Genomic DNA, 14577 nt, shown 5'->3' with positions numbered 1-14577 from the left:
AACATATGAGCGAGTTGTTGTCCTCAGTCAGTGAGCACCTCCTGGCACCTGGTGGCGTAACGATCGAAAGCTTGCAAGGCGTGCTCGGCGATCTCGCCGGTCCGGGGATCGATGCTGCCGACCTGTATTTCCAGGGGCAGATTTCCGAGTCCTGGGCGCTGGAAGACGGGATCGTCAAGGAAGGCAGCTTCAACCTCGACCAAGGTGTCGGCGTGCGTGCGCAGTCGGGTGAAAAAACCGGTTTTGCCTACAGCAACGCAATCACTCTCGAAGCACTTGGCGCTGCTGCACGTGCTGCGCGTTCGATCTCGCGGGCCGGGCAGAACGGCACTGTTCAGGCCTTTACCACGCAGGATATCGCCCAGTTGTATGGGCCGGATAATCCGCTTGAAGTGATGACCCGCGCCGAAAAAGTCGATTTGCTCAAACGTATCGACGTCGCGACGCGCGCGCTCGATCCTCGTATTCAGCAGGTTACCGTCAGCATGGCGGGTGTCTGGGAGCGCATTCTTGTGGCTTCCACCGACGGCAGCCTGGCCGCTGACGTACGGCCGCTGGTGCGCTTCAATGTCAGCGTTATTGTCGAGCAAAACGGTCGTCGTGAACGCGGTGGGCATGGTGGCGGCGGTCGTACCGATTACCGTTATTTCCTCAGCGATGACCGCGCCATGGGTTATGCCCGTGAAGCGCTGCGTCAGGCGTTGGTCAATCTGGAAGCCATTCCGGCACCGGCCGGTACCTTGCCAGTGGTATTGGGTTCCGGCTGGTCGGGTGTGCTGTTGCACGAAGCCGTAGGTCATGGCTTGGAAGGTGACTTCAACCGCAAGGGCAGTTCGGCTTACAGCGGACGCATGGGCGAGATGGTCGCGTCCAAACTCTGCACAATCGTCGATGACGGCACACTGGCTGGTCGCCGTGGTTCGCTCAGCGTCGACGACGAAGGCACGCCGACCGAGTGCACCACGCTGATCGAAAACGGCGTACTCAAAGGTTACATGCAGGACAAGCTGAACGCGCGCCTGATGGGTGTGGCGCGCACAGGTAACGGTCGGCGTGAGTCTTACGCGCACCTGCCGATGCCGCGCATGACCAACACCTACATGCTGGCCGGCGAAAGCGATCCGGCAGAGATTATCGCGTCGGTGAAGCGCGGCATCTACTGTGCCAACCTTGGCGGCGGACAAGTGGACATCACCAGCGGCAAATTCGTGTTCTCCACCAGTGAGGCCTACCTCATTGAGGACGGCAAAATCACTGCGCCGGTCAAAGGCGCGACATTGATCGGCAACGGGCCGGAAGCCATGAGCAAAGTGTCAATGGTTGGCAACGATCTGTCGCTGGACAGTGGCGTGGGGACTTGCGGGAAGGATGGGCAGTCGGTGCCGGTGGGTGTCGGCCAGCCAACGCTGAAAATTGATGCGATCACTGTGGGTGGCACAGGGTCGTAAAGAGGATGGAGCTTCGGGTGAGTCGCGTGGCGACTCACCCGATTCGAAATTTAACGCAAACCGCGTTGAGTTTCGTCCAGCTCACGGATGTACTTGAAGATTTTACGGCTCGATGCCGGTGGCTTGTTGGTCGCCAATTCGTGCTGGGCCTGACGAATCAGGGAGCGCAATTGCTGACGATCAGCCTCCGGGTAGTCGAGCACGAACTTCTCCAGGACCGCATCGTCGCCGGCGATCAAGCGATCACGCCAGCGTTCCAGGCCATGGAAACGTTCGTTGTACTGCCGGGTGGAGGCATCGAGTTGATCGAGCAACATGAGAATGGCGTCAGTGTCCTGATCGCGCATCAGTTTGCCGATGAACATAAGGTGCCGTTTACGCGCGATATTCGCGGTGTGCTTGGGCGCATCGGCCAATGCCCGGCGCATAGCGTCGGTCAATGGCAGTTTTGCCAGCAAGTCAGGCTTGAGTGTTGTAAGGCGCTCGCCAAGGTCAACCAGAGCATGCAGCTCGCGTTTAACCTGAGATTTGCTTTTTTCTCCCGTATCGAGGGAGTCGTCGTAAGAATCAACCATGGTGGCCGTCCGCAAAGAAACGCCGCCATGATAACCAGTCGGGGGCCGCTTGTCCGGCCCGGTCGCTCGAAGGCCCTAGCCGAAAGCAGAATTTGAGTGGAGAACAGCATGAGTGCAGTTGAAAGCGTCGGCCCACAAGCGTTGCCGGCACTGCAGGAACAAGTCGAGCAGATCATCGCTGAAGCCAAGCGTCAGGGCGCCAGCGCCTGTGAAGTGGCGGTGTCTCTGGAGCAGGGCTTATCGACTTCAGTGCGTCAGCGCGAAGTTGAAACCGTCGAATTCAATCGTGACCAAGGCTTCGGCATCACCTTGTATGTTGGCCAGCGCAAGGGCTCGGCCAGCACGTCTGCCAGCGGCCCGGAAGCTATTCGCGAAACCGTTGCTGCCGCGTTGGCAATCGCCAAGCACACCTCCGAAGACGAAGCGTCAGGCTTGGCGGATGCCGCGCTGATGGCCAAGGACCTCAAGGATTTCGACCTCTTTCACCAGTGGGATATCACCCCGGAACAAGCCATTGAGCAGGCGTTGGCCTGTGAGGCGGCGGCATTTGCTGCCGACAGCCGGATCAAGAATGCCGACGGTACTACCCTGAGCACCCATCAGGGCTGTCGCGTGTACGGCAACAGTCACGGATTTATCGGCGGTTACGCGTCGACCCGGCACAGCTTGAGTTGCGTGATGATCGCCGAAGCCGACGGTCAGATGCAGCGCGATTACTGGTATGACGTCAGCCGCCAAGGCGAGTTGCTGGCCGACCCGGTCAGCATTGGCCAGCGTGCCGCGCAACGTGCAGCCAGCCGTTTGGGCGCGCGCCCGGTACCAACCTGCGAGGTGCCCGTATTATTTTCCGCAGAGCTGGCGGGTGGCTTGTTCGGCAGTTTTCTCTCGGCGGTGTCCGGTGGCAGTCTGTACCGCAAATCGTCGTTCCTCGAGGGAACGTTGGGCCAGAAGCTGTTCCCCGAATGGCTGACTATCGATGAGCGTCCGCACTTGATGCGTGCTATGGGCAGTTCTGCGTTCGACGGTGATGGCCTGGCGACATACGCCAAACCATTCGTCGAAAAAGGCGAGTTGGTGTCCTACATTCTCGGAACGTATTCCGGCCGCAAACTCGGCATGCCAAGCACCGCTAACGCTGGCGGCGTGCACAACCTGTTCGTTACCCATGGTGATGATGATCAGGCAGCCTTGCTGCGCAAGATGGGCCGTGGCCTGCTGGTAACCGAATTGATGGGCCATGGCCTGAACATGGTGACGGGTGATTACTCGCGTGGTGCGGCAGGTTTTTGGGTCGAGAATGGCGAAATTCAGTTCGCGGTCCAGGAAGTCACCATTGCCGGCAACATGCGTGACATGTTCAAGCAGATTGTCGCGGTAGGGAATGATTTAGAGCTGCGCAGCAACATCCGCACAGGCTCGGTGCTAATCGAGCGGATGACCGTGGCGGGTAGCTAAACTCGGCGGTTTCAAAAAGGCGCGACACCCTACAGGGTGGCGCGCCTTTTTTTTGGGCTTGCGCTGCACCCTTACAATAGGGTTGTTTTGGTTCTCATTATCATCTAATAATAAATCTCATTACCGAATGAGCCCGGATCATGAGTTCTGCCTTGCACGAGCAGCCTTACCTCGACAGCTGGCGCTGGATGAGTCGCCAGATCCGTTGCGCGATGGACCCCGACGAGCCGCGACTGATCGAACATTACCTTGCTGAAGGCCGATACCTGGCGTGTTGTACCGCGACTTCTCACTGGACCATCGCCGAAACGTCTTTTCGTTTGCTGCTCGACACCGCCGCCGACGTCGCGCTGCCATGGCACTGGCGAACCTTTTGCCTGGATCAGGCCTGGCGCCCATTGCGCGACCTTGAACGTCTCTCTCTTTGCAAATGCCGCCTCAAGCGCTGGCAAATCTACACCTGGCAACTGGCGACCTGCGAGTTGCAGCCCTCGATTCCCCTCATAGAACTGGTGCAAGGATTTTCTGATGAACAAGACTCGTATTGAGCGCGACAGCATGGGCGAGCTTCAAGTCCCGGTAGACGCCCTCTACGGCGCACAAACCCAGCGTGCGGTGGATAACTTCCCGATCAGCGGCAAGCCAATGCCGGTGCAGTTCATTCGTGCTCTGATTCTGGCCAAGGCCGCTGCTGCTCGAGCCAACGTGGAACTCAAGCAAATCAGCGAGGCACAAGGCAGCGCCATCGTCGACGCGGCGCAAGGCCTGTTGGAGGGTGATTTCATGCAGCACTTTCCGGTGGACATTTTCCAGACCGGTTCCGGCACCAGTTCCAATATGAATGCCAACGAAGTAATCGCTACGCTCGCCAGCCGTCTGCTCGGTGAGCCGGTTAACCCCAATGATCACGTCAATTGTGGGCAGAGCAGCAACGACATCATTCCCACCACGATTCATGTCAGCGCAGCGCTGGCGCTGCACGAACAACTGCTGCCCGCGTTGGTGGGACTGGTGCTGGTCATCGAGCGCAAAGCCCTGGACGTTCACCACCACGTCAAGACCGGGCGCACTCACCTGATGGACGCGATGCCAGTGCGTATGAGCCAGGTGCTCAATGGCTGGGCAGAGCAGCTCAAGGCCAACATCGGTCATTTACAGGACTTGCTTCCCAGCCTGCAGTCGCTGGCGCAGGGCGGTACAGCGGTGGGCACGGGGATCAATGCGCACCCTGAGTTCGCGGCGCGATTCAGCAAGCAACTCAGCAAGCTGACGCAGGTGCAATTCACCCCGGGCAAGGACCTGTTTGCGCTGATTGGTTCGCAAGACACCGCCGTCAGCGTGTCCGGCCAGTTGAAAGCCACGGCTGTGTCGCTGATGAAAATCGCCAACGACTTGCGCTGGATGAACTCCGGGCCGCTTGCCGGTCTCGGTGAAATCGAACTGGAAGCCCTGCAGCCGGGGTCTTCGATCATGCCCGGCAAGGTCAACCCGGTTATCCCGGAAGCCACCGCGATGGTCGCCGCCCAAGTGATTGGCAATGACACGGTGATCACTATTGCTGGTCAGTCGGGCAATTTCGAGCTCAACGTCATGTTGCCGATCATCGCCCAGAACCTGCTGAGCAGTATCGAGTTGCTGGCCAACTCCAGCCGCTTGCTGGGTGAAAAGGCAATCGGCAGCTTCAAGGTCAACGAAGCAAGATTGAAAGAAGCGCTGTCGCGCAATCCGATCCTGGTTACTGCACTCAACCCGATCATTGGTTACCAAAAAGCCGCCGAGATTGCCAAGAAGGCCTATCAGCAAGGGCTTCCGGTAATCGATGTGGCGCTGGAGCACACTGATCTGTCACGCAGCCAACTGGAAGAGTTACTCAACCCTGAGAAGCTCACGGCAGGCGGCGTGTAATTACCACTACCGCTTTGGAGGCTCACCATGGAGCACTGGAAACGCACGATCGAAAGAGCAAATCGCTGTTTCATGCTGGGCGAACTGGTCGATGCCCGCGAGGCTTACTTGCAGGCATTGGCCTTGGCCCAAGTGTTGTTCGAGCGCTGGGCGGACGCCGACGAAGCGGTGGCGGCCTGTGTGATTTCTCATCACAACCTCGCAGACCTTCATCTTCGCCTGAACCAGCCGGAGGAGAGCGCCGAGTACTTGTGCGCAATCCACCAACGGCTGTTGCAAACCATGCAGGACCAGCGACTTGCCCCGGCGCTCCGTGAAGCGGCGCTGCGCCAGAGCAGCAAAACCTACGTCGAATTACTTAATTTCATCAGCGAACACGGTGAATATCCGCGTACGCATCGTTTGTTGCACATCGATGCCGCGGCACCTGCGCACCTACATCATGGAGTCCATTGAAATGGCTTTTACCCTTCCAGCCTTGCCTTACGCCTACGATGCTCTGGAGCCGCACATTGATGCGCAGACCATGGAAATCCACTACACCAAGCATCATCAGACCTACATCAACAACCTGAATGCTGCGGTTGAAGGCACCGAGTTTGCCGACTGGCCAGTAGAAAAACTGGTGGCTGCGGTGCAGCAATTGCCGGAGAAACTACGCGCCGCGGTAATCAATCAGGGAGGCGGTCACGCTAACCATTCCTTGTTTTGGGACGTGATGACACCGCAGGGTGGAGGCGAACCCGAGGGCGCGCTGGCCAAGGCTATCGATGAGCAATTAGGCGGGATGGCCAGTTTCAAGGATGCGTTCACCAAAGCGGCGCTCACCCGCTTCGGCAGCGGTTGGGCCTGGTTGAGCGTTACCCCGCAAAAGACCCTGGTCGTGGAAAGCAGTGGCAATCAGGACAGTCCATTGATGAGCGGTAACACGCCAATACTTGGTCTTGATGTGTGGGAGCACGCTTATTACTTGCAATACCAGAACCGCCGGCCCGAATACATCAACGCTTTTTACAACGTGATCAATTGGCCCCAAGTTGCTGCGCGTTATCAGGCTGCACAGGCTTAAGTCCTCTTTTGAAAAAACAGGGCTGACTATGGGCGCTGAAACATTGGCGATCGGAGGCGGGCGGATGTTTCGTTACGCCTTGGGATCGCTGTTATTGCTTGCGGGTATGACCTTGCTGGTTGCCCAAGGGTTGGCTTGGCTCGACCTTGATCCAAAACTGCTGCGTGCGCTTCAAGGCGGATCTATCTGCGCGTTGGGCACTGCCTTGGGCGCGGTGCCGGTGTTGGTGATTCGACGCATGCCGCAGGCCGTCAGCGATACGCTGCTCGGTTTTGGCGCGGGCGTGATGCTCGCGGCGACGGCGTTCTCGTTGATTGTTCCAGGTATTAGCGCAGCGCAAAGCCTGGGGATGAATTCATGGGCGGCCAGCGGTCTGATCAGCTTTGGCATTATGCTCGGAGCATTCGGGCTTTACCTGGTAGACCGAAAGGTTTCCGGGGCTGGCCCGCAAACGTTGGTCAGCACATCAGATAGGCCGGTAATCCCTTCGCGGATCTGGTTATTCGTTTTCGCAATCATTGCGCACAACATCCCTGAAGGCATGGCTGTAGGCGTATCGGCTGGCGGTGGCATGCCGGATGCCGATAGCTTGGCAATGGGCATCGCCTTGCAAGACGTGCCGGAAGGGCTGGTGATTGCACTGGTGTTGGCGGGAGCAGGAATGTCGCGGGTCAAGGCGTTCCTGATTGGCGCTGCTTCGGGTTTGGTCGAGCCGGTCTTCGCGCTACTGTGCGCGTGGCTGGTGGGCCTGGCCGAGTTACTGCTGCCACTGGGATTGGCATTGGCAGCCGGCGCCATGCTGCTGGTGGTCACTCATGAAGTGATTCCCGAATCGCGACGCAATGGTCACGATAAACTGGCCAGCCTTGGCCTGCTGATCGGGTTTTGCGTGATGATGGTGATGGATACAGCGCTCGCCTAGGCGAGCGTTATTCGCCTTCGTCGAAAAAGTTGTTGATCAATTTCACCAGCGCATCCAGTGCTTCCTGTTCCTGCTCGCCTTCCGTACTCAGGTGGATTTTGGTGCCTTTGCCGGCCGCCAACATCATCATGGCCATGATGCTTTTACCGTCGACCATGGATTCTGGAGTGCGCCCGGCGCGGATCTGGCAAGGGAACTGCCCGGCAACGCCAACAAATTTTGCAGATGCGCGGGCATGCAAGCCCAGTTTATTGATGATTTCGATTTCCAGAGCAGGCATCGCGATGTGAATCCTTTAGCTGAGGTCGCGGTGGCGGACCTGGACGTTCTTCAGGGACTGTTGCAGGGTCTGACCCAAGCGTTCGGTTAGGTAGACAGAGCGGTGATGGCCGCCGGTGCAGCCGATGGCAATGGTGACATAAGCACGATTACTCGCGGCGAACCTCGGCAACCACTTGAGCAAATAAGTAGAGATGTCCTGGAACATCTCTTCGACATCCGGTTGCGCCGCCAGATAATCGGCCACTGGCTTGTCGAGCCCGGACTGCTCACGCAACTCCGGCTTCCAATAAGGATTGGGCAGGCAGCGCACATCGAACACCAGATCGGCGTCCACTGGCATGCCGCGCTTGAACCCGAAAGACTCCACCAGGAACGCAGTGCCGGGCTCCGGCTGGTTCAGCAGGCGCAACTTGATGGTATCGCGAAGCTGATACAGGTTCAGGTTGGTGGTGTTGACCTTGAGATCAGCCAGGTCGGCAATCGGCCCGAGCAGGTTGGTTTCATCTTGGATCGCTTCAGCGAGCGAGCGGTTGGCACTGCTCAGCGGGTGACGGCGACGGGTTTCGGAAAACCTTTTGAGCAAGGTCTCCTCGTCGGCATCCAGGTACAGCACATCGCATTGGATGTGCCGGCTACGGACTTCTTCCAGTAGTTCCGGGAACCGCGAGAGGTGACTTGGCAAATTTCGGGCGTCGATCGAAACGGCCACCAGCGGTTGCGCCAACTCGGTATGAATCAGCGCGCGCTCTGCCAGTTCCGGCAACAGCCCGGCAGGCAAGTTATCAATGCAGTAGTAGCCGTTGTCCTCGAGAACATCGAGCGCTGTGCTTTTACCTGAGCCGGAGCGGCCGCTAACGATGATCAAGCGCATGTTTACTGACCGTTTTGCTCGCTCAGGACAACCTGATACAAGGCTTCATTGCTCGGGGCGCTGCGCAGTTTTTCGCGCACTTCCTTGCGGTCGAGCATGCTGGCTATTTGGCGCAGTAATTCCAGGTGCGCGTCGGTGGCTGCTTGCGGGACCAGCAGAACGAACAGCAGGTCAACCGGAGCGCCGTCGATCGCGTCGAAATCAATAGGCGCGTCAAGGTGCATCAGCGCACTGATCGGCGCGGTGCAGCCCTTGAGGCGGCAGTGGGGAATAGCGATGCCGTTGCCAAAACCGGTGGAACCCAGTTTTTCACGAGCAATCAATGCCTCGAAGACATCTTGCATCTCCAGATCCGGAACTTCCCGGGCTATCAGGTTGGCAATTTGTTCGAGGGCTTTCTTTTTACTGCCGCCCGGCACGTTCACGAGAGAACGGCCGGGGGTCAGGATGCTTTCAAGTCGGATCATGGGTTGGGAGTGTTAACGACCGGTTGCGCCCTGAAGCTGGCGCTGGGTCTTTTCCTTATGCTTTAGGAGTTGGCGATCCAGTTTGTCAGTGAGCAGGTCGATTGCAGCATACATGTCGTCATGTTCTGCGTTGGCGACCACCTCACCACCGGGTATATGCAGTGTGGCTTCGATTTTCTGCTTTAGCTTTTCGACAGTCATCGTGACTTGCACGTTGGTGATTTTGTCGAAATGCCCCGCGATCTTTTTGAGTTTTGCCTCAACATACTCGCGCAGGGGGGGAGTCACTTCCAGTTGGTGTCCACTGATGTTGACTTGCATACAGCTTCTCCTTCGTTGCCAGTGCATAAAGCGGCAGGCTGGAGTGCCTGCCACTGGAACGCTGTAGCGTGGCTCGTTACATCAACCGCTTGCGTTCGCTCGAAGGCGCGATCCCGAGGGATTCGCGGTACTTGGCGACGGTGCGGCGAGCCACCTGAATGCCTTGTGCCTCCAGTAAACCAGCGATCTTGCTGTCACTCAACGGCTTTTTCTGATTTTCCGCGGCGACCAGTTTTTTGATGATCGCGCGGATCGCCGTGGACGAGCATTCACCGCCTTCGGAGGTGCTCACATGACTGGAGAAAAAGTATTTCAGTTCATAAATACCGCGCGGGGTATGCATGAATTTTTGCGTGGTCACCCGTGAAATCGTCGATTCGTGCATGCCTACCGCTTCGGCGATGTCGTGCAGCACCAGCGGCTTCATCGCCTCGTCGCCATATTCGAGGAATCCGCGCTGATGTTCGACGATCTGGGTGGCAACTTTCATCAGGGTTTCGTTGCGGCTTTGCAGGCTCTTGATGAACCACCGGGCCTCTTGCAACTGATTACGCATGAACGTGTTGTCGGCACTGGTATCGGCGCGGCGAACAAAACCTGCGTATTGAGCGTTGACGCGCAGTCGCGGCACCGACTCCTGATTCAGCTCGACCAGCCAGCGCTCGTTGTCTTTGCGCACGATGACATCGGGCACAACGTACTCGGCTTCACTGGACTCGATCTGTGAGCCCGGGCGCGGATTCAGGCTCTGCACCAGCTCGATCACCTGGCGCAGCTCATCTTCCTTGAGCTTCATGCGACGCATCAGTTGGCTGTAATCACGGCTGCCCAACAAGTCGATGTAATCGCTGACCAGGCGTTTGGCTTCCGCCAGCCACGGCGTCTTGGCCGGTAACTGACGCAATTGCAGCAACAGGCATTCACCCAGGTTGCGCGCGCCGATGCCGGCAGGCTCGAATTGCTGGATGCGGTGCAGGACGGCTTCGATTTCGTCCAGCTCGATGTCCAGTTCCGGGTCGAAGGCCTCGAGAATTTCCTCGAGTGTTTCGTCCAGGTAGCCTTGATTGTTGATGCAGTCGATCAGTGTCACGGCAATCAGACGATCGGTGTCGGACATCGGCGCCAGGTTCAGTTGCCACAGCAAGTGGCTTTGCAGGCTTTCGCCGGCCGATGTGCGGGTGGTGAAGTCCCACTCGTCGTCATCGTTGCTGGGCAGGCTGCTGGCACTGGTCTGGTACACGTCTTCCCACGCGGTGTCGACAGGCAGTTCGTTGGGGATGCGTTCGTTCCAGTCGCCTTCCTCAAGGTTATCAACCGTCGGGGCGGTTTCCTGGTAGGAGGGTTCCGAAACATCAGTGTTGGGTTGCTGTTCGGCTTTATCGGCCAAAGGGTCGGCGTTATCGAAGTCGTCGCCTTCTTCCTGGCGTTCGAGCATCGGATTTGACTCCAGCGCCTCCTGGATTTCCTGTTGCAGGTCCAGGGTCGACAATTGGAGCAGGCGGATGGCCTGTTGCAGCTGAGGTGTCATCGTCAGCTGCTGGCCCATTCTCAAGACTAGCGATGGTTTCATGGCAGGGGCTTAACACCTTATTCGCCGGCGCACATGCGCCATCCACTACAGGGCGCCGAGGCGCCAAACTTAAGCAAATTATATGCCTGAAACTGAAGTGTTTGCCTAGAGCGCTGTAACAATAAAAACTTATTGATTTTTATTGAGAACCAAGCGCTCGGTCGACTAGCCAGACACCTCGACGCTTACAGGCGGAACTCATGGCCCAGGTACACTTCCTTGACCAGATCGTTGGCCAGGATAGTCGCTGAGTCACCTTCGGCGATCAGCTGTCCATCGTTGACGATGTAGGCGGTTTCGCAGATATCCAGGGTTTCACGGACGTTGTGGTCGGTGATCAGCACGCCGATGCCCTTGGCCTTCAGGTGGTAAATGATCTGCTTGATGTCGCCTACCGAAATCGGGTCCACGCCGGCGAAAGGTTCGTCGAGCAGGATGAATTTCGGATTGGTCGCCAAAGCGCGAGCGATTTCTACCCGGCGGCGTTCACCACCTGACAAGCTCATGCCAAGGTTGTCGCGGATGTGGCTGATGTGGAATTCCTGCAGCAAGCTTTCCAGCTCTTTGCGGCGACCAGCCTTGTCGAGTTCCTTGCGGGTCTCGAGGATGGCCATGATGTTGTCGGCCACCGACAGTTTGCGGAAGATCGACGCTTCTTGCGGAAGATAGCCGATACCGGCCTTTGCACGACCGTGCATTGGCTGGTGGCTGACGTCCAGATCGTCGATCAAAACGCGGCCCTGATCGGCCTGCACCAAGCCGACGATCATGTAGAAACAGGTGGTTTTGCCGGCGCCGTTAGGCCCCAGCAAGCCAACGATCTGACCGCTGTCGATAGACAGGCTTACGTCGCGCACGACCTGACGGCTTTTATAGGCCTTGGCCAGATGCTGAGCTTTCAAAGTCGCCATTACTGGGCCTTCTGCTTCGGCGGGATCACCATGTCGATCCGTTGGCGCGGCGTGGTGATTGGCGTGCCGTTGGCACGGCCAGCGGTAGCAACTTGTTTCACCGTGTCGTAGACGATTTTCTCGCCTTCAGTGGTGCTTCCGTCGTCACTGATCACTTTGGCTTGGTCGATCAACACGATGCGGTTTTGCTGAGCATGGTACTGAACAGTCTTGCCGTAGCCTTTTACCGGCTGCGGGGAGTCGGCCTTCTGCTTCTGTTCGAAGTAAGCCAGATTGCCCACGGAGGTCACAACGTCGATGTCGCCAGCTGGGGTGCGAGTGATGGTGACGGTGTTGCCGGTAACCTTCATCGAGCCCTGGGTGATAATCACGTCGCCTTTATAGGTGGCGATGCCTTGCTTGTCGTCTAGCTGGGCGTCGTCGGCCTGAATGCGGATCGGTTGCTGGCTATCGGTCGGCAGGGCCCAGGCGCTCGCGCTTCCCAGTGCTGCGCCCAGACTGAGCAAAATAGGGAGAGTTTTAACGAGCCTCATACTGTCCTCTTACGTTCGATAGCAGGTGTATCCTGCTTTCTTTCAAATACGCTTTCATTCCCTTGCCAGTCGACACACCACCAGCACCGTCGATTCTAACGGGTTGCTCGGTCTGCGCATATTGCTGCTGCGGGAAGACTGTCATGCGAGTACTGGTAATAATCATCTCGCGGTTCTTTTCATCTGTGCGTGCGATACGTACTTGGTCGATCAGTTCTACCTGAGTGCCGTCCGGATTCACCTCGCCACGCAAACTGGTGACATGCCAAGGGTACTCGGTGCCGCGGTACATGTTCAGGTCCGGGTTAGTCAGCAGCGACACATCGCTCGCCTTGAGGTGCTCGACCTTGTCGGACGTCAAGTCGTACTGCAGTCCGCCATCAGGCAGGAACTGCATGCTGTGTGCGTTGGTGGCGTAATAGTCGATCGCGGTTTCATCGACTTTTGCCACTGGCTTGTCGAGGAAGCGTTCAGGGCTGATATTCCAGTAGCCGACTGCCGCGAATATCGCAGCGATGCAACCGAAAAGCAGGAATCTGCGAAACTTTTTGCTCAGCATAATAGGCTCACAGGTACGCGGCGTTGGCCGCATCGAGGCGGCCCTGGGCGCGCAGGATCAATTCACAAAATTCGCGAGCAGCACCTTCGCCACCACGGGCCAGGGTAATGCCGTGGGCGTGTTCGCGCACAAAACTGGCGGCATTGGCCACTGCCATACCCAGCCCGACGCGGCGAATCACCGGCAGGTCCGGCAAGTCGTCACCCAGGTAGGCGACTTGTTCATAGCTTAGGTTGAGTTGGCCAAGAAGCTCGTCGAGCACCACCAGTTTGTCTTCACGACCCTGGTACAGGTGTGGAATGCCGAGGTTCTTCGCTCGCCGCTCGACGACCGGGGTCTTGCGGCCGCTGATGATAGCGGTCTGCACGCCGGCTGCCATCAACATCTTGATGCCTTGACCGTCGAGGGTGCTGAACGTCTTGAATTCGCTGCCGTCTTCCAGGAAGTACAGGCGCCCGTCGGTAAGAACGCCATCGACGTCGAATACCGCCAGCTTGATGTTTTTGCCGCGTTGCAGCAGATCGTTGCTCATCACATTACTCCTGCGCGCAGTAGATCGGACAGGTTGAAGGCGCCGATCGGGCGATCTTCCTTGTCCACTACCACTAACGCGTTGATTCGGTGATCTTCCATGATTTTCAGTGCTTCAGCTGCCAGCATGTCGGCTCGGGCGGTCTTGCCGTGAACGGTCATGACCTCGTCGATGGTGGCGTGATGAATGTCGATGGTGCGATCCAGGGTGCGGCGCAAATCGCCGTCGGTGAAGATCCCGGCGAGCTTGCCATCCGGTTCTACAATCGCTGTCATGCCCAGGCCCTTACGGGTCATTTCCATCAGGGCATCTTTAAGCAGTGTGCCGCGTTGCACTTGCGGCAGCTCTTGTCCGGAGTGCATCACGGTTTCCACTTTAAGTAGCAGGCGTCGGCCAAGGGCGCCACCCGGGTGTGAAAAGGCGAAATCTTCTGCAGTGAAACCGCGAGCTTCCAGCAGTGCAACCGCCATGGCGTCGCCCATTACCAGGGCGGCGGTGGTCGATGAGGTTGGCGCCAGGTTCAACGGGCAAGCTTCGTGCTCGACGTGCACGTTAAGGTTGACCTCTGCCGCTTTTGCCAGCGGCGAATGAGGGTTGCCGGTCATGCTGATCAGTTGAATGCCCAGGCGCTTTATCAGCGGCAGCAGGGTGATGATTTCATTGGTAGAGCCAGAATTCGACAGCGCCAGGATGACATCGTCACGAGTGATCATGCCCATGTCACCGTGGCTGGCCTCGGCTGGGTGCACGAAGAACGCCGTGGTGCCGGTGCTGGCCAGGGTGGCAGCAATCTTGTTGCCGATATGCCCCGATTTGCCCATGCCGACCACAACCACGCGGCCTTTACTGGCCAGAATCATCTCGCAAGCGCGTACGAAATCTGCGTCGATATGGGGTAGCAAGCCTTGTACGGCTTCCAGTTCGAGGCGGATGGTGCGTTGTGCAGACTGAATCAGGTCGCTGGATTGGCTCATGTCAGAAATCGTATAGCCTGATGAAAAGGCGGCGATTATAGCGGTAATGATCAAAACCCTCACGCAAGTTCGTCGCGCATTGTCATTCCTTGTTACTTAAACGCTCTAAATGAGGCATTTAGTCTGTCATGTTGCTGAACATGGCCCGGCTTGGGCCTTTGGTGCTTCGCCTGTGCAGTGATA

18 protein-coding genes are annotated in these 14577 nt (G+C 57.7%); 7 read left to right on the top strand and 11 right to left on the bottom strand.

Going from position 1 to position 14577, the window contains the following annotated elements:
- The first annotated feature begins 5 nt into the window (after positions 1-5).
- The gene (gene tldD, locus ACQR3R_RS16200) at positions 6-1448 is read left to right on the top strand and encodes a metalloprotease TldD (RefSeq protein ID WP_428273286.1); all 1443 of its coding nucleotides are present in this window, start codon (positions 6-8) and stop codon (positions 1446-1448) included.
- Between the two features lie 50 nt (positions 1449-1498).
- Here tldD and yjgA read toward each other — a convergent pair whose 3' ends face one another.
- Entirely contained in the window at positions 1499-2023 is a 525-nt protein-coding gene (yjgA, locus tag ACQR3R_RS16195) for a ribosome biogenesis factor YjgA (RefSeq protein WP_054049927.1), read from the bottom strand.
- Positions 2024-2131: 108 nt separating this feature from the next.
- On the opposite strand from yjgA, the gene pmbA reads away from it, so the two are divergent.
- From pmbA to ACQR3R_RS16165, 6 genes are all read left to right on the top strand, one after another.
- Positions 2132-3478 (top strand): metalloprotease PmbA, encoded by a 1347-nt coding sequence (gene pmbA, locus ACQR3R_RS16190; protein ID WP_428273285.1) that lies wholly within the window; start codon positions 2132-2134, stop codon positions 3476-3478.
- A gap of 140 nt (positions 3479-3618) precedes the next feature.
- Positions 3619-4026, top strand: coding sequence for a hypothetical protein (locus tag ACQR3R_RS16185; RefSeq protein ID WP_428273284.1), 408 nt, complete (start codon positions 3619-3621; stop codon positions 4024-4026).
- The gene (locus ACQR3R_RS16180) at positions 4007-5383 is read left to right on the top strand and encodes an aspartate ammonia-lyase (protein ID WP_428273283.1); all 1377 of its coding nucleotides are present in this window, start codon (positions 4007-4009) and stop codon (positions 5381-5383) included. The genes ACQR3R_RS16185 and ACQR3R_RS16180 overlap by 20 nt, the downstream gene beginning before the upstream one ends.
- Before the next feature lie 27 nt (positions 5384-5410).
- Positions 5411-5839, top strand: coding sequence for a hypothetical protein (locus tag ACQR3R_RS16175; protein ID WP_428273282.1), 429 nt, complete (start codon positions 5411-5413; stop codon positions 5837-5839).
- 1 nt (position 5840) lies between these two features.
- Positions 5841-6452 (top strand): Fe-Mn family superoxide dismutase, encoded by a 612-nt coding sequence (locus ACQR3R_RS16170; RefSeq protein ID WP_428273281.1) that lies wholly within the window; start codon positions 5841-5843, stop codon positions 6450-6452.
- A 64-nt stretch (positions 6453-6516) separates the two neighbouring features.
- On the top strand, positions 6517-7374 hold the full coding sequence (locus tag ACQR3R_RS16165) for a ZIP family metal transporter (protein WP_428273280.1): 858 nt from the start codon (positions 6517-6519) through the stop codon (positions 7372-7374).
- 7 nt (positions 7375-7381) lie between these two features.
- Here ACQR3R_RS16165 and ACQR3R_RS16160 read toward each other — a convergent pair whose 3' ends face one another.
- From ACQR3R_RS16160 to ACQR3R_RS16115, 10 genes are all read right to left on the bottom strand, one after another.
- Entirely contained in the window at positions 7382-7654 is a 273-nt protein-coding gene (locus ACQR3R_RS16160; RefSeq protein WP_428273279.1) for an HPr family phosphocarrier protein, read from the bottom strand.
- A 15-nt stretch (positions 7655-7669) separates the two neighbouring features.
- Positions 7670-8527, bottom strand: coding sequence for an RNase adapter RapZ (rapZ, locus tag ACQR3R_RS16155; protein ID WP_428273278.1), 858 nt, complete (start codon positions 8525-8527; stop codon positions 7670-7672).
- A gap of 2 nt (positions 8528-8529) precedes the next feature.
- A complete protein-coding gene (gene ptsN, locus ACQR3R_RS16150) occupies positions 8530-8994 on the bottom strand; it encodes a PTS IIA-like nitrogen regulatory protein PtsN (RefSeq protein WP_428273277.1) in 465 nt (154 codons plus the stop codon).
- A gap of 12 nt (positions 8995-9006) precedes the next feature.
- Positions 9007-9315 carry a ribosome hibernation-promoting factor, HPF/YfiA family gene (hpf, locus tag ACQR3R_RS16145; RefSeq protein ID WP_259499395.1) on the bottom strand — a complete coding sequence of 103 codons (309 nt, stop codon included), beginning with the start codon at positions 9313-9315 and terminating at the stop codon, positions 9007-9009.
- A gap of 76 nt (positions 9316-9391) precedes the next feature.
- On the bottom strand, positions 9392-10885 hold the full coding sequence (locus ACQR3R_RS16140; RefSeq protein WP_428273276.1) for an RNA polymerase factor sigma-54: 1494 nt from the start codon (positions 10883-10885) through the stop codon (positions 9392-9394).
- Between the two features lie 185 nt (positions 10886-11070).
- Positions 11071-11796, bottom strand: coding sequence for an LPS export ABC transporter ATP-binding protein (gene lptB / locus ACQR3R_RS16135; protein WP_162439253.1), 726 nt, complete (start codon positions 11794-11796; stop codon positions 11071-11073).
- Positions 11796-12329 carry a lipopolysaccharide transport periplasmic protein LptA gene (gene lptA / locus ACQR3R_RS16130; RefSeq protein WP_428273275.1) on the bottom strand — a complete coding sequence of 178 codons (534 nt, stop codon included), beginning with the start codon at positions 12327-12329 and terminating at the stop codon, positions 11796-11798. Before lptA ends, lptB begins: the two co-directional genes overlap by 1 nt.
- The gene (lptC, locus tag ACQR3R_RS16125) at positions 12316-12888 is read right to left on the bottom strand and encodes an LPS export ABC transporter periplasmic protein LptC (RefSeq protein ID WP_428273274.1); all 573 of its coding nucleotides are present in this window, start codon (positions 12886-12888) and stop codon (positions 12316-12318) included. Before lptC ends, lptA begins: the two co-directional genes overlap by 14 nt.
- A gap of 7 nt (positions 12889-12895) precedes the next feature.
- The gene (locus ACQR3R_RS16120) at positions 12896-13420 is read right to left on the bottom strand and encodes an HAD hydrolase family protein (RefSeq protein ID WP_428273273.1); all 525 of its coding nucleotides are present in this window, start codon (positions 13418-13420) and stop codon (positions 12896-12898) included.
- The gene (locus ACQR3R_RS16115) at positions 13420-14394 is read right to left on the bottom strand and encodes a KpsF/GutQ family sugar-phosphate isomerase (RefSeq protein ID WP_428273272.1); all 975 of its coding nucleotides are present in this window, start codon (positions 14392-14394) and stop codon (positions 13420-13422) included. Before ACQR3R_RS16115 ends, ACQR3R_RS16120 begins: the two co-directional genes overlap by 1 nt.
- Between the last annotated feature and the right edge of the window lie 183 nt (positions 14395-14577).

The sequence above is a fragment of the Gordonia sp. IEGM753 genome, assembly GCF_050321825.1.
Classification (GTDB): Bacteria; Pseudomonadota; Gammaproteobacteria; order Pseudomonadales; family Pseudomonadaceae; genus Aquipseudomonas.
Note: the sequence above shows the minus strand (reverse complement) of the source record. Positions and strands in the feature narration are given on the sequence as shown.

Coding starts and splice junctions, on each gene's coding strand:
- tldD (WP_428273286.1), top strand. CDS start 6: ATGAGCGAGTTGTTGTCCTCAGTCAGTGAGCACCTCCTGGCACCTGGT.
- yjgA (WP_054049927.1), bottom strand. CDS start 2,023: ATGGTTGATTCTTACGACGACTCCCTCGATACGGGAGAAAAAAGCAAA.
- pmbA (WP_428273285.1), top strand. CDS start 2,132: ATGAGTGCAGTTGAAAGCGTCGGCCCACAAGCGTTGCCGGCACTGCAG.
- ACQR3R_RS16185 (WP_428273284.1), top strand. CDS start 3,619: ATGAGTTCTGCCTTGCACGAGCAGCCTTACCTCGACAGCTGGCGCTGG.
- ACQR3R_RS16180 (WP_428273283.1), top strand. CDS start 4,007: ATGAACAAGACTCGTATTGAGCGCGACAGCATGGGCGAGCTTCAAGTC.
- ACQR3R_RS16175 (WP_428273282.1), top strand. CDS start 5,411: ATGGAGCACTGGAAACGCACGATCGAAAGAGCAAATCGCTGTTTCATG.
- ACQR3R_RS16170 (WP_428273281.1), top strand. CDS start 5,841: ATGGCTTTTACCCTTCCAGCCTTGCCTTACGCCTACGATGCTCTGGAG.
- ACQR3R_RS16165 (WP_428273280.1), top strand. CDS start 6,517: ATGTTTCGTTACGCCTTGGGATCGCTGTTATTGCTTGCGGGTATGACC.
- ACQR3R_RS16160 (WP_428273279.1), bottom strand. CDS start 7,654: ATGCCTGCTCTGGAAATCGAAATCATCAATAAACTGGGCTTGCATGCC.
- rapZ (WP_428273278.1), bottom strand. CDS start 8,527: ATGCGCTTGATCATCGTTAGCGGCCGCTCCGGCTCAGGTAAAAGCACA.
- ptsN (WP_428273277.1), bottom strand. CDS start 8,994: ATGATCCGACTTGAAAGCATCCTGACCCCCGGCCGTTCTCTCGTGAAC.
- hpf (WP_259499395.1), bottom strand. CDS start 9,315: ATGCAAGTCAACATCAGTGGACACCAACTGGAAGTGACTCCCCCCCTG.
- ACQR3R_RS16140 (WP_428273276.1), bottom strand. CDS start 10,885: ATGAAACCATCGCTAGTCTTGAGAATGGGCCAGCAGCTGACGATGACA.
- lptB (WP_162439253.1), bottom strand. CDS start 11,796: ATGGCGACTTTGAAAGCTCAGCATCTGGCCAAGGCCTATAAAAGCCGT.
- lptA (WP_428273275.1), bottom strand. CDS start 12,329: ATGAGGCTCGTTAAAACTCTCCCTATTTTGCTCAGTCTGGGCGCAGCA.
- lptC (WP_428273274.1), bottom strand. CDS start 12,888: ATGCTGAGCAAAAAGTTTCGCAGATTCCTGCTTTTCGGTTGCATCGCT.
- ACQR3R_RS16120 (WP_428273273.1), bottom strand. CDS start 13,420: ATGAGCAACGATCTGCTGCAACGCGGCAAAAACATCAAGCTGGCGGTA.
- ACQR3R_RS16115 (WP_428273272.1), bottom strand. CDS start 14,394: ATGAGCCAATCCAGCGACCTGATTCAGTCTGCACAACGCACCATCCGC.